Origin of the sequence: Rhizobium rosettiformans (genome assembly GCF_016806065.1) — a bacterium.
Lineage (GTDB): Bacteria > Pseudomonadota > Alphaproteobacteria > Rhizobiales > Rhizobiaceae > Allorhizobium.
In genome coordinates this window covers 1,529,515-1,545,087 of sequence record NZ_CP032405.1, presented here as the reverse complement: position 1 = coordinate 1,545,087, position 15,573 = coordinate 1,529,515, and the positions used below count along the sequence as shown (strand labels likewise).

General features: G+C 62.4%; 18 protein-coding genes and 1 other RNA gene. 11 read left to right on the top strand and 8 right to left on the bottom strand.

Features of this window, described 5'->3' with window-relative positions; translation table 11 throughout:
- On the top strand, window positions 1-1,152 hold the full coding sequence (gene dnaJ / locus D4A92_RS07305; RefSeq protein WP_006725229.1) for a molecular chaperone DnaJ: 1,152 nt from the start codon (window positions 1-3) through the stop codon (window positions 1,150-1,152).
- A gap of 68 nt (window positions 1,153-1,220) precedes the next feature.
- Here dnaJ and D4A92_RS07300 read toward each other — a convergent pair whose 3' ends face one another.
- Complete coding sequence (locus D4A92_RS07300; RefSeq protein WP_246754041.1) at window positions 1,221-1,472, bottom strand: hypothetical protein; 252 nt, start codon at window positions 1,470-1,472, stop codon at window positions 1,221-1,223.
- Window positions 1,473-1,576: 104 nt separating this feature from the next.
- Here D4A92_RS07300 and D4A92_RS07295 point away from each other — a divergent pair, with 104 nt between their 5' ends.
- Window positions 1,577-2,185 carry a TetR/AcrR family transcriptional regulator gene (locus D4A92_RS07295; RefSeq protein ID WP_246754091.1) on the top strand — a complete coding sequence of 203 codons (609 nt, stop codon included), beginning with the start codon at window positions 1,577-1,579 and terminating at the stop codon, window positions 2,183-2,185.
- Here the strand turns inward: D4A92_RS07295 and D4A92_RS07290 are convergent.
- Together D4A92_RS07290 and D4A92_RS07285 are read right to left on the bottom strand one after the other, a co-directional pair.
- The gene (locus D4A92_RS07290) at window positions 2,179-2,388 is read right to left on the bottom strand and encodes a SlyX family protein (RefSeq protein WP_203019005.1); all 210 of its coding nucleotides are present in this window, start codon (window positions 2,386-2,388) and stop codon (window positions 2,179-2,181) included. The two genes, D4A92_RS07295 and D4A92_RS07290, sit on opposite strands and share 7 nt — an antisense overlap.
- A gap of 79 nt (window positions 2,389-2,467) precedes the next feature.
- On the bottom strand, window positions 2,468-2,755 hold the full coding sequence (locus D4A92_RS07285) for a hypothetical protein (RefSeq protein ID WP_203019004.1): 288 nt from the start codon (window positions 2,753-2,755) through the stop codon (window positions 2,468-2,470).
- 162 nt (window positions 2,756-2,917) lie between these two features.
- On the opposite strand from D4A92_RS07285, the gene recF reads away from it, so the two are divergent.
- From recF to D4A92_RS07270, 3 genes are read left to right on the top strand one after another with little or no spacing between them, the layout of a single operon-like run.
- A complete protein-coding gene (recF, locus tag D4A92_RS07280) occupies window positions 2,918-4,045 on the top strand; it encodes a DNA replication/repair protein RecF (protein ID WP_203019003.1) in 1,128 nt (375 codons plus the stop codon).
- A 41-nt stretch (window positions 4,046-4,086) separates the two neighbouring features.
- Window positions 4,087-4,839, top strand: coding sequence for a molybdopterin-synthase adenylyltransferase MoeB (locus tag D4A92_RS07275; protein ID WP_203019002.1), 753 nt, complete (start codon window positions 4,087-4,089; stop codon window positions 4,837-4,839).
- Entirely contained in the window at window positions 4,836-5,318 is a 483-nt protein-coding gene (locus D4A92_RS07270) for a GNAT family N-acetyltransferase (protein WP_006725236.1), read from the top strand. The genes D4A92_RS07275 and D4A92_RS07270 overlap by 4 nt, the downstream gene beginning before the upstream one ends.
- 6 nt (window positions 5,319-5,324) lie before the next feature.
- Here D4A92_RS07270 and D4A92_RS07265 read toward each other — a convergent pair whose 3' ends face one another.
- Window positions 5,325-6,329: a 2-hydroxyacid dehydrogenase gene (locus D4A92_RS07265; protein WP_006725237.1), complete on the bottom strand. Its 1,005-nt coding sequence runs from the start codon at window positions 6,327-6,329 to the stop codon at window positions 5,325-5,327.
- A gap of 199 nt (window positions 6,330-6,528) precedes the next feature.
- Here D4A92_RS07265 and D4A92_RS07260 point away from each other — a divergent pair, with 199 nt between their 5' ends.
- Window positions 6,529-7,071, top strand: a complete 543-nt coding sequence (locus D4A92_RS07260; RefSeq protein WP_006725238.1) for an SH3 domain-containing protein — start codon at window positions 6,529-6,531, stop codon at window positions 7,069-7,071.
- Here D4A92_RS07260 and D4A92_RS07255 read toward each other — a convergent pair.
- Window positions 7,064-8,056, bottom strand: a complete 993-nt coding sequence (locus D4A92_RS07255) for an adenosine kinase (protein ID WP_203019001.1) — start codon at window positions 8,054-8,056, stop codon at window positions 7,064-7,066. The two genes, D4A92_RS07260 and D4A92_RS07255, sit on opposite strands and share 8 nt — an antisense overlap.
- Before the next feature lie 323 nt (window positions 8,057-8,379).
- Here D4A92_RS07255 and D4A92_RS07250 point away from each other — a divergent pair, with 323 nt between their 5' ends.
- Window positions 8,380-9,324, top strand: a complete 945-nt coding sequence (locus D4A92_RS07250; protein ID WP_203019000.1) for an AEC family transporter — start codon at window positions 8,380-8,382, stop codon at window positions 9,322-9,324.
- A 77-nt stretch (window positions 9,325-9,401) separates the two neighbouring features.
- On the opposite strand, the gene D4A92_RS07245 is transcribed toward D4A92_RS07250, so the two are convergent.
- Window positions 9,402-10,145: a c-type cytochrome gene (locus D4A92_RS07245; RefSeq protein ID WP_203018998.1), complete on the bottom strand. Its 744-nt coding sequence runs from the start codon at window positions 10,143-10,145 to the stop codon at window positions 9,402-9,404.
- Window positions 10,146-10,300: 155 nt separating this feature from the next.
- Here D4A92_RS07245 and D4A92_RS07240 point away from each other — a divergent pair, with 155 nt between their 5' ends.
- Both D4A92_RS07240 and D4A92_RS07235 read left to right on the top strand, forming a co-directional pair.
- On the top strand, window positions 10,301-11,068 hold the full coding sequence (locus D4A92_RS07240; protein WP_203018996.1) for a 3-deoxy-manno-octulosonate cytidylyltransferase: 768 nt from the start codon (window positions 10,301-10,303) through the stop codon (window positions 11,066-11,068).
- 58 nt (window positions 11,069-11,126) lie between these two features.
- Window positions 11,127-11,924 (top strand): prephenate dehydratase, encoded by a 798-nt coding sequence (locus D4A92_RS07235; RefSeq protein ID WP_246754090.1) that lies wholly within the window; start codon window positions 11,127-11,129, stop codon window positions 11,922-11,924.
- Between the two features lie 112 nt (window positions 11,925-12,036).
- Here the strand turns inward: D4A92_RS07235 and nudC are convergent, their stop codons facing one another.
- Both nudC and D4A92_RS07225 read right to left on the bottom strand, forming a co-directional pair.
- Window positions 12,037-12,996 carry an NAD(+) diphosphatase gene (gene nudC, locus D4A92_RS07230; protein ID WP_203018993.1) on the bottom strand — a complete coding sequence of 320 codons (960 nt, stop codon included), beginning with the start codon at window positions 12,994-12,996 and terminating at the stop codon, window positions 12,037-12,039.
- Entirely contained in the window at window positions 12,993-13,400 is a 408-nt protein-coding gene (locus D4A92_RS07225; protein ID WP_203018992.1) for an HIT family protein, read from the bottom strand. Before D4A92_RS07225 ends, nudC begins: the two co-directional genes overlap by 4 nt.
- A gap of 91 nt (window positions 13,401-13,491) precedes the next feature.
- Here D4A92_RS07225 and ffs point away from each other — a divergent pair.
- Window positions 13,492-13,588: signal recognition particle sRNA small type (ffs, locus tag D4A92_RS07220), an RNA gene on the top strand.
- 80 nt (window positions 13,589-13,668) lie between these two features.
- Window positions 13,669-15,549, top strand: a complete 1,881-nt coding sequence (locus D4A92_RS07215) for a DNA polymerase III subunit gamma/tau (protein ID WP_203018991.1) — start codon at window positions 13,669-13,671, stop codon at window positions 15,547-15,549.
- Window positions 15,550-15,573 lie beyond the last annotated feature (24 nt).

Here is a 15,573-nt window from a genome sequence, read left to right as displayed (position 1 = left end):
ATGGCAAAAGCAGATTTCTACGAGACCCTCGGCGTGGGCCGGACGGCGGATGAGAAGGAGCTGAAAAGCGCCTTCCGCAAACTGGCCATGAAATACCACCCGGACAAGAACCCAGGTGACGAAGAGGCCGAGAAAAAGTTCAAGGAACTCAACGAGGCCTATGAAACTCTAAAGGATCCGCAGAAGCGCGCAGCTTATGACCGCTTCGGCCACGCAGCCTTCGAACAGGGCGGCATGGGCGGTGGTGGCTTTGGTGGCGGCGGCGGTTTTGCCGGCGGCGGCTTCTCCGACATCTTCGAGGACATCTTCGGCGAGATGATGGGCGGCGGGCGTGGCGGACGCGCGCGTTCGACCGGCGGCCGCGAACGCGGTGCCGACCTGCGCTACAACATGGAGATCAGCCTCGAAGAAGCCTTCACCGGCAAGACGGCCCAGATCCGGGTTCCGACCTCGATCACCTGTGACGTCTGCACGGGTTCAGGCGCAAAGCCGGGCACGCAGCCCAAGACCTGCACGACCTGTCAGGGCTCTGGCCGCGTCCGTGCGGCCCAGGGCTTCTTCTCGATCGAGCGGACGTGCCCGACCTGTCACGGTCGCGGCCAGACCATCTCTGATCCCTGCACCAAGTGCCACGGCCAGGGCCGTGTTACCGAAGAGCGCTCACTTTCGGTCAGCATTCCCTCTGGTATCGAGGACGGCACGCGCATCCGCCTGCAGGGCGAAGGCGAAGCCGGGTTGCGCGGTGGTCCCTCAGGCGACCTCTACATCTTCCTGTCGGTGAAGCCGCACGAGTTCTTCCAGCGCGACGGGGCAGACCTTTACTGCTCCGTGCCGATCTCGATGACGACGGCAGCGCTCGGCGGGACCTTCGACGTGGTGACGCTGGATGGGACGAAGTCGCGTGTGACGGTTCCAGAGGGCACCCAGCCCGGTCGGCAGTTCCGGCTGAAGGGCAAGGGCATGCCGGTGCTGCGCTCGACACAGGTCGGTGATCTCTACATTCAGATCCAGATCGAGACGCCGCAGAAGCTGACCAAGCGTCAGCGCGAGTTGCTGCAGGAATTCGAGCAGCTGTCGTCGAAGGAGAACAATCCGGAATCGACGGGCTTTTTTGCCCGGATGAAGGATTTCTTCGATACGCTCAGCGACTGAGCGAGCGATCGTCAGCGACAAGATTTGCAAGGGGCGGTCCGACAGGGGCCGCCCCTTTTTGCATGAAGTCAGGCCAGCAGACGCGGCTGGCGCAGGATGAACCAGGCAAAGTGCCTGTGGATCGCGGGTGCGATGCCATAGACGATAGACAACACCATGATCGGCGCCAGAAGTGCCGTGCGAGCCCAGATCGGCCATCCCTCGGTCAGCGGCATGAGGACGTAGAGAATGCCGGTGACGAAGGGATAGATGACGAGCAGCATCAGCAGGGCAAGGCGATGCTTAGACGGTGTTGGGCGGGATGCAGACGAATTCGACATGGGAGGCTCCATTAGAACGGTACGTTCCGTTTATATTGAAACGGGCCGTTTCGTTCAATAGATTTTTCTGCTAGAGGAATTGCAGAGGAGTACAGCCTGTGACGATGACTGCACCTGACATCACAAAGCGCACATCGATCGGCGCACAGCGGAACCCGGCCAGCGAGGACGCCATCCTGACGGCAGCGGCCGAGATCCTGCGTGAAGGCGGGTTATCCGCCTTCTCGATCGAAGCGGTGGCGCGACGGGCCAAGGCCGGAAAGCCGACGATCTATCGCTGGTGGCCCTCCAAGGCCGCACTGCTGCTCGATGTCTATCACAGACAAAAGGGCGAGACCTTCTATGCGGACACCGGCAACACACGCGAGGACCTCATCGTCTTTCTCGAAACCCTGCTCGGCTTCTGGAAGACGAGTGCTGGAGAAGTTTTCCGCTCGATCATCGCCGAGGCACAGAGCGATCCGGCGGCTCTGGAGGCGCTGCGCGACTACGCAGTGACGCGCTGCCGGGCAAGCGGCGTGATCCTGGAGCGGGGCGTGGCGCGCGGTGATATCCGCTCCGGCCTCGACATCCCACTCGTCATGGAACTGTTCTCAAGCTTCTGCTGGCAGCGGCTGCTGACCGGTCGGCTCAACCCGTCACGCGATCAGATAGCACACATCGTCGATGCCGTGCTGACCGGCTTTGCGACGACAGGTCGTGACGCTCAGTAATGCGGCGGGCGGGTGATGGCCGGGGCTTCCAGGCCCTGCTCTTCCAGGGACAGGAAGCGCTCCGTGAGCCGATCCAGCTTGGCCCGGGCCTGTTCGACCACCTTCCATTGCTCGGTCAGCTGGTCCGACAGTTCCTCGATGACCCGCGTCTGATGGGCGACGGTCTCTTCCAGACGTGTGATGCGCTCGTCCTGCGTGTCCATGATCTTCTCCATCGTCTCTCAAGCGGCCTAGATGCCGCAAGACGTACGCCCCGTCAAACGTGGCGCTGAAGGCATCGGATCAGCGCTGCTTCTTCTTGCGATACGGCATGGTCATGACGGCAGAGGCGGTCACGGCCGCGGCAAAGATCAGCGCCAGGGGCACGGCCATCATGATCGTCGGAAGCACGGGGTGGCTGGAGCGCGAGAGCGAGGTGCCAAGGCCGCCGAGGTCGAGCCAGACGATGGCAAAAGCGACCAGGAAACCGATTGCTGCACCGAGCGATGCGTTGAGGGCAAGAAAGCCGAGCATCTCCCAGTGGTCGCGTCGGGCTTCTTCGGGGGTCAGATCATCGGAATGCTGGGACATGGCCTGAGCTCCAGGGCGGCGGCAATGCGACAAAACTAACACGTCTGGAAAAGAGTTTCATGTCGCCAAGCGCCGCACACCTCGGCAAATTCCGGAAAGCGCGCTTGCGCCTTGCCTTCACGGCACATTCGGCCTAGCTCAAGGCGACAGCGAATCCGACCGATGACCCAGAAGACACAGATCCAGCGGCTCAAACTCACAGACTTCCGCAACTATGCGCAGGCAGGCCTTGCGCTGGACGGACGGCATGTGGTGCTGGTCGGCGACAACGGGGCCGGCAAGACCAACTTCATGGAAGCGATCTCCTTCCTCTCACCCGGGCGTGGCCTGCGCCGTGCGGTACTCTCCGACATTCCGCGTCTTGGCGCCTCCGGAAGCTTCACCGTCTTTGCCGCCATCGAGGGCATGGCCGGCGAGGCCGATATCGGCACCGGCACGGAGACCACGGAGGAAGGCAACCTCGTCCGGCGTCTCCGGATCAATGGCGGCCCGGCAAAGTCGGTCGATGAGCTCACCGACCACCTGCGCATCCTCTGGCTGACGCCGGCCATGGATGGGTTGTTCACCGGCTCCTCTTCCGACAGGCGCCGGTTCCTTGATCGGCTGGTTCTCTCCCTCGACCCAGCGCATGGACGACGTGCCAGCGATTTCGAGCGCGCCATGCGCAGCCGCAACAAGCTGCTTTCGGAAGGGCGCTTCGATCCGACCTGGCTTTCCGGCATCGAGCAGCAGATGGCAGCGCTGGGCGTTGCCATGGCGGCCGCACGGCGCGAGATGCTGGGATTGCTCTCCGGCCTGATCGAGGCGGACAGGGAAACCTCCGCCTTTCCATCGGCCTCGCTCGCCCTGACCGGTTTTCTCGATGACTTGGCCGACCTGCCGGCCTTTGAGTTCGAAGAGCGCTATATCGAGATCCTCGCACAATCCCGCCATCGGGATGCGGCAGCCGGCCGGACATTGGATGGACCGCACCGCGCGGATCTCATGGTCCGACATATCGAAAAGGACATGGACGCCGAGCGCTGCTCAACGGGGGAGCAGAAGGCTCTCCTCATCGGGCTGGTGCTTGCTCATGCGCGACTGGTTGCCACGATGACGGGCTTTGCGCCGATCCTGCTGCTCGACGAGATCGCCGCACATCTCGACGAGGGCCGGCGGGCATCGCTCTTTGCCCGCATCGATGCACTCGGCGGCCAAGCTTTCATGACGGGCACGGACAGAGCGATGTTCTCTGCACTGGGCGACCGGGCGCAGTTCGTCACCGTGACAGATGGGCAGATCGATGCGTGAGTGCGCTTTTCATCTCCATTCTCGGGTGGCAAGGTAGACCCATGGACCCGCTCTCGCCCGAAGAACTCTCCCGCTATCACCGCCATATCCTGCTGCCAGAAGTGGGCGGCCATGGGCAGCAACTGCTCAAAGCCGCGCGCGTGCTGGTGATCGGCGCTGGCGGTCTTGGCTCACCGGTGCTGCAATATCTGGCGGCGGCTGGCGTCGGCACGCTCGGGATCGTTGATAACGACGGGGTGTCGCTCTCCAATCTCCAGCGGCAGGTTATCCATGACACGGGCACGCTGGGTGAAAAGAAGACCGAAAGCGCGGCCCAGGCTATTGCGCGGCTCAACCCCCATTGCCGTGTCGTGAGATACGAGCAGCGGTTCGATACTGACTTCGCGCGCGATTACCTGCCGCGCTTCACCCTGCTGATCGACGGATCCGACAATTTCTCGACGCGCTATGCGGCAGGGGATGCCGCCGAACTTGCGAAGGTGCCGCTGGTGACAGGCGCTGTCGGTCGCTTCGACGGAACTGTGACAGTGTTGAAACCTTATGAGAGCGGGCCGGATGGGATGGCGTATCCGCGCTATACCGATCTCTTTCCCGAGCCACCGCCAGAGGGCCTGATACCGGCCTGCGCAGAAGCTGGCGTCATCGGCGCGTTGACGGGGGTGATCGGCACCTTGATGGCGATGGAGGCAATCAAAGTGATCACCGGGATCGGCGAGCCATTGGTCGGACGGCTGTTGATGTATGATGGGCTTGCGGCCCGTTTCGATACCATCCGCTACAAACGCCGGGCATGAACATGAGCATCGTCATCCGTCAGATCGATCAGAGCTATTCGCATTACGAGGAACTGCTGGCGCTAATCATGGCGTCCTTCGCCTATATGGACGGCGTGATCGACCCGCCCTCCTCCGCGCATCGCCTGACCATCGGCTCCATGAAAGACAAGGCTCGTGACGAGATCGGCTTGATCGCCGAACTGAACGGAAACCTCGTGGGCTGCGCCTTTCTGCGTCCTGAACCGGAATTTCTCTATCTCGGCAAGCTCGCGGTTGCCGCAGAGGCGCAAGGCAAGGGGATCGGTGGCCGACTGCTGGCCGAGGGCGAGGCGATCGCCCAACGCTTAGGCAAACGGGCGCTGCGGCTAGAGACCCGGATCGAACTGACCGGGAACCATGAGCGGTTCGGCGCCTGGGGATTCGTCAGAACCGCCGAGAAGAGCCATGCCGGCTATGACCGCCCGACCTATATCGAGATGCAGAAGCGACTGACCTGACGCGGCTCAGTTGCGGCTCGGCAGCACCCTGTTCGGCGGGCGGTGGCCGTCGAAATAGGTTCTGATGTTGATGATGACCTTATCGCCCATGTCGATGCGGCCTTCGATCGTCGCCGAACCGGTATGCGGCAGGAGCACGACCTTGCCCTCGTTGGCGAGCTTGACCAGCTTCGGGTTGACCGCGGGCTCGTTCTCGAACACGTCGAGACCAGCACCGGCGATCTTGCCGGCGCGCAGGGCTTGAACCAGTGCATCCTCATCGATGATGTCGCCGCGCGCCGTGTTCACGACGTAGCTCGTCGGCTGCAACAGCGCCAGACGACGGGCCGAGAGCAGATGGAAGGTCGCTGGCGTCGAGGGGCAGTTGACCGATACGATATCGACGCGGGCGAGCATCTGGTCGAGGCTGTCCCAATAGGTCGCCTCCAACTCGTCCTCAGTTGCCGGACTGACCCGCTTGCGGTTGTGATAATGGATCGACAGGCCGAAGGCCTTGGCACGGCGGGCAACGGCCGTGCCGATGCGGCCCATTCCGATGATGCCGATGCGCTTGCCCCAGATTCGGCGTCCGAGCATCCAGGTGGGCGACCAGCCTTCCCATTCGCCCGGCTTATCCATCAGCACGCGCGCACCCTGCACGAGTCGGCGCGGAACGGCGAGAATCAGCGCCATGGTCATGTCGGCCGTGTCTTCGGTGAGAACATTCGGCGTGTTGGTGACGGTGATGCCCTTCTTCGCCGCGGCATCGATGTCGATATGATCCGTACCGTTCGAGAAGCTGGCGATGAGCTTCAGCTGCGGGCCGGCCTCCGCAATCAGGGCTGCATCGATTCGGTCGGTCACCGTCGGGACCAGCACATCTGCCGATTTGATGGCGGCGATCAATTCTTCGCGCGTGCGCGGTTTGTCATCGACATTCAACTCGGCATCGAAGAGCTCGCGCATGCGCGTTTCCACGGCATCGGGCAGTTTCCGCGTGATATAGACCTGGGGTCTTTTCCTGTTCGTCATGGGCCGGATCGATGCCTTCTTCAGAACTCATTAACCAAGTCGCGGGATACTTCGCTTCTCAGGAAGGCAATTTCTACCAAACCCGTCGGCGAAGACAAACAAAACTCGTCGGATGGCGGCGGATTTGTCCCTGATACGCGCGACGCGTCTCGGGGTGGTCAGAAAGCCCTTCATTTCTACAGCTTAGCCCGGAATGACCATGTTTCATAATCTGTGCCGCGTCAGCATTGCATTCAGCGTTCTTGCGCTGTCTCTCGTGGCCGGCCCGATCGCCGGTCATGCGCAATCCACGACCAAGGGTTCGAGCGGGCTGCCGCTGCCGCGCTTCGTCAGTCTGAAGGCTGAAAGAGTGAACCTGCGAATCGGTCCGAGCACCGACTACGCCGTCTCTTGGCGCTACATGAAATCCGGCTTGCCGGTCGAAATCATCCGCGAATACGAGAACTGGCGGCAGATCCGCGACGCCGACGGCACCGAGGGCTGGGTGAACCAGACCCTGCTTACCGGCGAGCGGACGGCGGTTGCCGCCCCGTGGATGCGCGGCAATGGCGACAGTGTCTATGTCATGATGCGCCGCGATTCGAACTCGTCGGCTCAGGTCATTGCCAAGCTCGAGCCGGGTGTCGTGCTCCGGCTCAGGGAGTGCAACGGCAACTGGTGCCAGGCCGAGACCAGCGGCGTCAGCGGCTGGATCTCCCAGAACGAGATCTGGGGCGCTTATCCGGGCGAGGCCTTTAAATGAGGCCGATCGCCGAGGCACCCTTCTCAAGTGACATCATCGGTCGCGGTCCGATCTGCTGGATGACAACGCCCGCCGCATAGCAGCCAAGATGGCCGCAATCCTCGAAGCTTCGACCATTCGTGTAGCCATAGAGGAAGCCAGACGCGAAGAGGTCGCCGGCTCCGGTCGTATCGACCACCGTCTCCACCTTCGTCGCGGGCACGCGGATGCGCTGCTCCCCCTTGACGATGACCGCACCCTGATCGCCCATGGTGACGGCGGCCAGCTTGCAATCCTTCGAGATCAGATCAAGCGCGCGGGCGAAATCGTCCGTTTCGTAGAGAGACAGGGCTTCCTGCTCGTTGGCGAAGACGATATCGACGGTGCCGGAACGCATCAGATCGAGGAATTCGGCGCGGTAGCGGCCGACGCAGAAGCTGTCGGAGAGCGTCATCGACATCTCCCGGCCTGCCTCATGGGCAATGCGGGCGCAGTCGAGGATCGCCTGCTTGGCGCGCGGCGGATCCCAGAGATAACCCTCGAAATAGGTCACCTTGGATTTGGCGACGACCTCGGGCTCGACATCTTCGGGGCCGAATTCGACGCAGGCGCCGAGATAGGTGTTCATCGAACGCTCGCCGTCTTCAGTGACGAAGATCATGCTGCGGGCCGTCGGCGGCTGACTGCCGAGCGGACGGGTCTCGAAATGGACGCCCTGGGCGCGGATGTCATGAGTGAAGATCTCGCCGAGCTGATCTTCTGCCACCTTGCCGAAATAGGCGGCCTTGCCGCCGAAATTGGCAATGCCGGCCGCCGTGTTGCCAGCGCTGCCGCCGGAGGCTTCCACAGCCGGCCCCATCATGCCGTAGAGCCGTTCGGCACGCTCGGCGTCGATCAGGTTCATTGCGCTTTTGGTAATGGCATTGTCGATCAGAAACTGGTCGTCGCAGCGAGAAATAATGTCGACGATGGCGTTGCCGATCGTCAGGACATCGAACTGGCTCATGAGGTCCGGGGCTCCGTTTGCTTGGCCTGACGGTCATAGCCGTTTTTCCGCCGATGGGAAGGGAAAAGCAGGCCGACGTCATCTCGTCGTTACATCAGGCGGGTATGAAAACCGCCGTAGATGACCATCTCCCCTGGTCTCTCCACCGGACCATGACGGTTCCGTGCGGGAAAGCCGACCACGGATGTACTGGCGGCAGATCCCACCCCGGTGTGGCCGGGCGTCGAAGCAGGCTTTTCGCCTGCTTTTGTCGTTTCTGATGGATTGGCCGGGCGCGGCAAGAGGCCTAAGAAGGGCTTTCTTGCCATGACGAGTCGATTTTCATGACCACCGTTGCCCAGGACGTCCTTCCCATATTCATACTCATTCTCTTCGGCTGGGCGCTCGTCCGGTTGAAGATCCTGACCGCCGAGATCGGTGACGGGTTGGGCGACTTCGTGTTCAAGGTCGCGGTGCCGCTCCTCCTGCTTCGGACGATCGCCAATGCCGACTTCCACGGCGCCTCGCCGTTCCGGCTGTGGATCGCCTATTTCTCCGGAGTCCTGATTACCTGGATCGTCGGCCATCTTTTGGCAACGCGCGTCTTTGGACGCGACCAGAAGGTCGGCGTGCTCGCAGGCGTTTCCGCATCCTTTGCCAACAATGTCTTCATCGGACTGCCGCTGGTCGAACGCACCGTCGGACCGGAAGGGATCGTCGCCATGTCGATTCTGCTCGCCGTGCATCTGCCGCTGATGATGATCGCCGGCGTTCTGGCGATGGAGCGGGCAGAGCAGAGAAGCGGAGGACGCAAGGCCGCTGGTGTGCTCGCGGTTTCCAAACAGGTGGGTGGCAATCTGGTGCGCAATCCGCTGATCATCGGTCTTGCCGGCGGGGTTTTGCTGCAGCTTCTCGGCACGCCCGTTCCGGCGTTGATCGACGGCATCGTCGCTCAGGTGGCCGGCATGGCAGCCCCGGCAGCGCTGATTTCGCTCGGCATGACGCTGAACAAATACGGGATGGCAGGCAATGTCAGGATCGCGACGGGTATCTCGCTCCTGAAGCTCGGCCTGATGCCGGCAGTTGTCTGGCTCGCGTCCACGCTGCTCGGCCTCTCCCCGCAATGGACGGCGGCACTCGTTCTGACGTCCTCCGTTCCGACAGGCATCAACGCCTGGCTGATCGCAAACCGCTTCGGTGTCGGCCAGGGACTGGCGGCCTCGGTCATTACTCTCTCGACTGCCGCCGGCGTGGCGACCGTCTCGCTTTGGGCGCTGCTCCTGCTCTGACGCTCAAAAAACAAAACGCCCGGCCAACAAGGGCCGGGCGCAGTCTTCAAACTGTCAAAGCCTAGAGGCGATGACGATCAGGGCGTTGCAGGCTGTGCTGGTGCAGGCTCAGCCGGGGCAGCATCAGCCGGAGCCTCAGGGGCGGCATCTGCAGGAGCAGCATCAGCCGGAGCTTCGGCAGGAGCGGCGTCGGCAGGGGCATCCGCAGGTGCAGCGGCGTCTTCGGCCGGAGCAGCATCGGCAGGCGCGGCAGCATCTTCAGCCGGAGCAGCATCTTCAGGCGACGGCAGCGGAACCGGGCTGTCGGCCATGGTGTGCAGATAGAGGATCACGTTGGCGCGCTCGGCATCCTGCTTCAGGCCGGCAAAACCCATAGATGTGCCAGGAATATGCTGCTTGGGAGCGAGGAGGAATTCGTTCAGGTGGTCCCACGTCCAGAGCTCGCTGCCGCCCTGCGAGAATTCCCGGATAGCAGCAGAATAGCTGAAGCCTTCATGCGAGGCGATGGGACGGTCGACAAGGCCATAGAGGTTCGGGCCAACCTTGTTGGCGCCGCCCTTGTCGACGGTGTGACAGCTCGCGCACTTCCTAAAAGACGATTCACCCGCGGCTGCATCGGCGCTGGCAAGCAGGACTGCGATGGGAGTGGCGGCGACTTCCGGTGCTGCGTCAGCCGGAGCGGCTTCTTCGGCCACGATGGCGAAGCCTTCCTGCTCAGGCGCTTCAGAATGGAATATCCCTTCCGATGCGATTGACACAGACATCAGGACGAAGACGGTGCCGAGAAAGGCACCCACGCCCATGTTGGTATAAGAGTTCATCTGCAAAGCTCCCCGTGCAGCCGGCCGATGAGCAACCGGACGATCTTGAAATCGCGCGGAACCTATGTCTTTTGCATAACACTTGCAACACGATTATGGTCCCGCGGCTGGGACTATTTGACACTTCTGTATGGGGATTTGAAGGGGTTATGGACATGAATGAAGGCGGAGCCGCCAAAACCCTGGTCCTGATCCCGGCACGCATGGCGTCCACCCGTCTTCCGGACAAGCCGCTGGCCGATATCGCAGGTCTGCCGATGATCGTGCAGGTCGCGAAGCGGGCCCAGGAGGCGGCAGTCGGGCGAATCATCGTCGCTGTCGATGACCAGAGGGTCTTCGATGCCGTCAAGGCAGCAGGGTTCGAAGTGGTCATGACGCGCGGCGATCACCAGTCCGGTTCGGATCGCATCTACGAGGCGTTGACGAAGATGGACCCCGACGGCGTGGCCGAGATCGTGATCAACGTTCAAGGCGATCTGCCGACAATCGATGCGCAGACCATCCGCGCGGCGCTCGAGCCGCTCAAAGATCCTGCAGTCGACATCGCAACTCTCACCGTCGAAATCGCGGACGAGCAGGAGAAGACGAACCCGAACGTGGTCAAGGTGATCGGCTCGCCGCTTTCCGAGGACAGGCTGCGGGCGCTCTATTTCACGCGTGCGACTGCGCCCTACGGTGCAGGCCCGCTTTATCACCATATCGGGCTCTATGCCTATCGGCGCGCCGCGCTCGAACGCTTCGTTACTCTGCGCCCGTCCACGCTCGAGAGGCGGGAATCACTCGAACAGCTTCGAGCGCTGGAAGCCGGCATGCGGATCGATGCCCAGATCGTGAAAACCGTGCCGCTCGGCGTCGACACGCCCGCCGACCTTGAAAAAGCACGCCGTATTCTTTCCGCATCCTACTCAAACGCAGGACACTGATCCCTTGGCACCGACGAACAAGATTTCCTTCCAGGGCGACTACGGCGCCAATTCCGACATGGCCTGCCGCGACATGTTCCCCAAAATGGAGCCGCTGCCCTGCCCGACCTTCGAGGATGCCTTCGTGGCGCTGGAGACGGGAGAAGTGGATCTGGCGATGATCCCGATCGAGAACACGCTCGCCGGTCGCGTCGCCGACATCCATTACCTGCTGCCGCTCTCGCGCCTGCATATCGTCGGTGAGTATTTCATGCCGATCCGCTTCCAGCTGATGGTACTGCCGGGCGTCAAGCTGGACGAGATCCGCACTGTCCACAGCCATATCCATGCGCTCGGCCAATGCCGCAAGATCATTCGCAGCCATGGCTGGAAAGCGGTCGTCGCCGGCGATACGGCGGGAGCTGCCAAACTGGTTTCGGAGAAGGGCGACCGCACGATGGCAGCCCTTGCGCCGCGGCTGGCGGCGCCGCTCTACGGGCTCGACATCATCGCCGAGAACGTCGAGGATTCGGAGAACAACGTCACCCGCTTCGTCGTGCTATCCCGCGACGAAGACGAGCCGAAGCGCGTGAGCGACGAAGAGTTGTTCATCACGACGTTCGTGTTCAACGTGCGCAACATTCCGGCAGCCCTCTACAAGGCGATGGGCGGGTTTGCGACGAACGGGGTCAACATGACCAAGCTCGAAAGCTACCAGATCGGCGGCAAGTTCATTGCCACACAGTTCTATGCCGATATCGAGGGGCACCCGGACGATGCGCCGGTGAAGCGGGCACTGGAAGAACTGCGCTTCTTCTCCGAGAAGGTTCGCATCCTCGGCGTCTACAAGGCGCACGAGATGCGCGGCAAGCTCTAATCACTACGGTGGCGGCATAGAGCGTTCCGGCGAAAAGAAGCGCCGGAACGCTCTATTTTTGTTTTCGCGCAATTCCGGCCGCAGAACCGCTACGCACTTTGGCCGGAATTGCTCAGTGCCGCCACTCGTACCAATCCTCGATCAGACGACGGGCGATCGTGCCGTGGATCGGCAGGGTCCTGCCATCGGCTGAACCCTCTGACAGCATCCGGCCAATCTCGTCGCGGGTGAACCAGCGGCAGTCTTCGAGTTCGGCGGTATCGAAAGTGATGTCGAAATTCGTCGCCTCACCATAGCAGCCGATCATCAGCTGATGCGGCATCGGCCAGGGCTGCGAGGCGTGATAGCGGACGCGCCCGACGGTGATGCCAGACTCCTCGCGCGTTTCGCGGCGGACTGCGTTTTCGATCGTCTCGCCCGGCTCGACGAAGCCGGCGAGCGAGGAATACATGCCCGCCGGAAAGCGCGGGCTGCGGCCCATCAGGCAGCGATCCTGTTTTTCATCGACCACCAGCATGATGGCGACCGGATCGGTGCGCGGGAAGATCTCGTGGCTACATGCGGCGCATTTGCGCTTGTAGCCGCCGATGAGGGTGTCCATCGTGCCGCCGCAGCGACCGCAAAACTTGTTGTCGGCGTTCCAGCGCAGGAGGCTGAGGGCCTGGGCGACTTCGCCCAAAAGTTCGTCACCGATCAGGGCATCGCGGAAAAGCGCACGGGGGTCGGCGGGCTTGTAGTGCGCGGCGAGCGCTTCCGGGGGAACATTGACGGGGACTGCCAGACGCGGTTCCCCGGAGGCACGGTGGCCGAGCAGAATGGCGTCATCGAAATTCGGCTGGAGATCCGCGAGCTCGTAAGGGGCAAACAGCGGATCGAGAACCTGGCCATCATGCTTCAAGACAAGCTGAGCGCCGGAAAAGGCGAGGATATGCATGCCCTCGACCTTGAGTGCCTGTTCAAGCGAGGTCTCGTCGCGATGTTCGCTGTCACGGTCGAGCTTGTTGCCGGAAAAGGCCGTGAGTTCGCTGGGTTCAAGATGGGGGGCACGATTGAGGAAAATGGAATTCTTCATTGGAATGCTTCAAGTATCCTGTGCTTCATCGCCTCGAAGGCCTTTTCCTCATAGGGGACAGACTGGCCAAAGCCCCAGATGGGGCCGGGCCAGTTCGGATCATTCTCGCTGCGTGCGACGACATGCACGTGAAGCTGGCGCACGATATTGCCGATGGCGGCGATGTTGATCTTGTCGGCACCGGTCATCTTCTTCAGCGCCGTCCCGACCGTCACCTGCTCGAATGTCAGGAGCGCCTGATCGAGCGGGGTCAGGTCGAAGATCTCTGAGACATCAGGACGTTGCGGCACGAGGATAAGCCAGGGCCAGCGACTGTCCCTCGCCAGCCTCAGGTCACAGAGGCCGAGCTTCAGGATCGACTCGCTGTCCCTCGCGAGGCGGTCATCCAGGACGAATGGCTGCAAGGCGTTTTCTCCCTCACGTTTTCTGCGAGACTAGCAGTTTTTTTTTGGCTTGGCTTGCATTTGGCGACGTAATTGCCGATATGTCTCCTTGGGAGGTTGGTGGTGGACGAGCCACTCGCCAACCGGGTCAGGTCCGGAAGGAAGCAGCCCCAACGAGCACGGCACGGGTCATCGTGCCAGCCTCCCACCTCATCTTCATTTCCGGCCCCTGTTTCAACACGGGCCGTGCCATGCCCGGAAGCGGGCGAACGGGGAAGCTGGCAGCGCGATGAGCGAATTGGAGCCGACAGCAGAGGCCACGCCCGCCCCCGGCGGCTACCGCGTTCTCGCCCGCAAATATCGCCCCAAGGATTTCACGGACCTGATGGTCGGCCAGGAGCAGATGGTGCGGACCCTGACCAATGCGTTCGAGACCGGCCGCATTGCCCAGGCCTATATGCTGACCGGCGTGCGCGGGGTGGGCAAGACCACGACGGCGCGCATTCTGGCGCGCGCACTCAATTACAAGACGCCCGAGATCGACAAGCCGACGATCGACCTTCGCATCCCCGGCGAACATTGCCAGGCGATCATGGAAGGCCGACATGTCGACGTGATCGAGATGGACGCCGCCTCGCATACCGGTATCGATGATATCAGAGAGATCATCGAGCAGGTGCGCTACCGCCCGGTTTCGGCGCGCTACAAGGTCTACATCATCGACGAAGTGCACATGCTGTCGACGGCGGCCTTCAACGGGCTGTTGAAGACGCTGGAAGAGCCGCCGGAGCATGTGAAGTTCATCTTTGCGACGACAGAAATCCGCAAGGTTCCGATCACCGTTCTCTCGCGCTGCCAGCGCTTCGATCTGCGCCGTATCAGTGCGGGCGATCTTGTCGGCCTGTTCTCGACGATCGCATCCAAGGAAGGCATCGAGGCGGACGAAGACGCGCTGGCGATGATTGCGCGCGCGGCCGAAGGCTCGGCGCGTGACGGTCTGTCGCTGCTTGATCAGGCGATCGCCCACGGCAGCGGCGTGGTGCATGCCGATGCCGTGCGCTCCATGCTGGGTCTCGCAGACCGCGCCCGTATCGTCGATCTCTTCGAGCATGTCGTGCGCGGTGATGTGGCAACAGCCCTTTCCGAATTCGGCAGCCAGTATGAAGCGGGTGCGAACCCGACCGTGGTGCTGACCGATCTTGCCGACTTCACCCATCTGGTGACCCGGCTCAAATACATTCCCTCTGCGTCGCAGGATCCTTCGCTTTCCGAAGTCGAGCGCGTGCGGGGCGCCGATCTCGCCGACAGCGTGGCGGTGACGACGCTGTCACGCATGTGGCAGATGCTGCTCAAGGGCATTCCGGAAGCCGAGGCTTCATCGCGACCGGCAGGGGCCGCCGAAATGGTGCTGATCCGACTTGCGCATGCCGCGCATCTGCCCTCGCCCGAGGATGCGGCGCGACGCCTGCTTGAACTTTCCAATGGTGAAGGTGGTGGAGATCGCTCGCCTTCTGCGCCGCGGCCGAATGGCGGCGGTGGTGGGGCCTCGATGGCGATGCGCGTGCAGGCCGTGGGCCAACCCTCGCAGGACAGTGCCCCCCGCCCGGCGATGAGCCAGCCGGTTGCGCATCTGCAGAGCGTGCCGGCTGGTGACGCGCTGCCGCAAGCGATGGAGCGGCGGGAAGCCAGGGCCGAGGAAGCAGTGATCCCAGGCGTCCGCGTAGAGACGCTTGATGATATCGCCGATCTCTGCACCAAGAACCGCGCGCCGGTCCTCAGGGCTCAGCTGCGCCAGTTCGTGCATCTCGTGAAGATCGAGCCGGGCCGGCTGGAAATTCGTCTGGAATCGCAATGCCCACCTACGATCGTCAACGAGCTGAAGATGAAGCTCAGCGAGTGGACGGGCATCACCTGGTGGGTGACGCTGTCCAACGAGGCGGGCGCGCCGACGCTGGTCGAAGTCGAGAAGACAACGCGCGAGGCGCGGCTGGTCGATGCGCGGCAGGATCCTGACGTGGCCGCGATCCTCGCACGCTTTCCCGGCGCCAAGGTGACCGACGTCCGGATCAAGGCGGCCGCCATCGAGGACGACGACATTGTCGCGGCGCCGCCAGCGGCAGCCGAATCCGCCGAAGGCGACATCCTGCCGGGCGACGACATCGAATTCTAGGGCCGAAGGCTCTTCTCGCAGAAC

Coding starts and splice junctions, on each gene's coding strand:
- dnaJ (WP_006725229.1), top strand. CDS start 1: ATGGCAAAAGCAGATTTCTACGAGACCCTCGGCGTGGGCCGGACGGCG.
- D4A92_RS07300 (WP_246754041.1), bottom strand. CDS start 1,472: ATGTCGAATTCGTCTGCATCCCGCCCAACACCGTCTAAGCATCGCCTT.
- D4A92_RS07295 (WP_246754091.1), top strand. CDS start 1,577: ATGACTGCACCTGACATCACAAAGCGCACATCGATCGGCGCACAGCGG.
- D4A92_RS07290 (WP_203019005.1), bottom strand. CDS start 2,388: ATGGACACGCAGGACGAGCGCATCACACGTCTGGAAGAGACCGTCGCC.
- D4A92_RS07285 (WP_203019004.1), bottom strand. CDS start 2,755: ATGTCCCAGCATTCCGATGATCTGACCCCCGAAGAAGCCCGACGCGAC.
- recF (WP_203019003.1), top strand. CDS start 2,918: ATGACCCAGAAGACACAGATCCAGCGGCTCAAACTCACAGACTTCCGC.
- D4A92_RS07275 (WP_203019002.1), top strand. CDS start 4,087: ATGGACCCGCTCTCGCCCGAAGAACTCTCCCGCTATCACCGCCATATC.
- D4A92_RS07270 (WP_006725236.1), top strand. CDS start 4,836: ATGAACATGAGCATCGTCATCCGTCAGATCGATCAGAGCTATTCGCAT.
- D4A92_RS07265 (WP_006725237.1), bottom strand. CDS start 6,329: ATGACGAACAGGAAAAGACCCCAGGTCTATATCACGCGGAAACTGCCC.
- D4A92_RS07260 (WP_006725238.1), top strand. CDS start 6,529: ATGTTTCATAATCTGTGCCGCGTCAGCATTGCATTCAGCGTTCTTGCG.
- D4A92_RS07255 (WP_203019001.1), bottom strand. CDS start 8,056: ATGAGCCAGTTCGATGTCCTGACGATCGGCAACGCCATCGTCGACATT.
- D4A92_RS07250 (WP_203019000.1), top strand. CDS start 8,380: ATGACCACCGTTGCCCAGGACGTCCTTCCCATATTCATACTCATTCTC.
- D4A92_RS07245 (WP_203018998.1), bottom strand. CDS start 10,145: ATGAACTCTTATACCAACATGGGCGTGGGTGCCTTTCTCGGCACCGTC.
- D4A92_RS07240 (WP_203018996.1), top strand. CDS start 10,301: ATGAATGAAGGCGGAGCCGCCAAAACCCTGGTCCTGATCCCGGCACGC.
- D4A92_RS07235 (WP_246754090.1), top strand. CDS start 11,127: ATGGCCTGCCGCGACATGTTCCCCAAAATGGAGCCGCTGCCCTGCCCG.
- nudC (WP_203018993.1), bottom strand. CDS start 12,996: ATGAAGAATTCCATTTTCCTCAATCGTGCCCCCCATCTTGAACCCAGC.
- D4A92_RS07215 (WP_203018991.1), top strand. CDS start 13,669: ATGAGCGAATTGGAGCCGACAGCAGAGGCCACGCCCGCCCCCGGCGGC.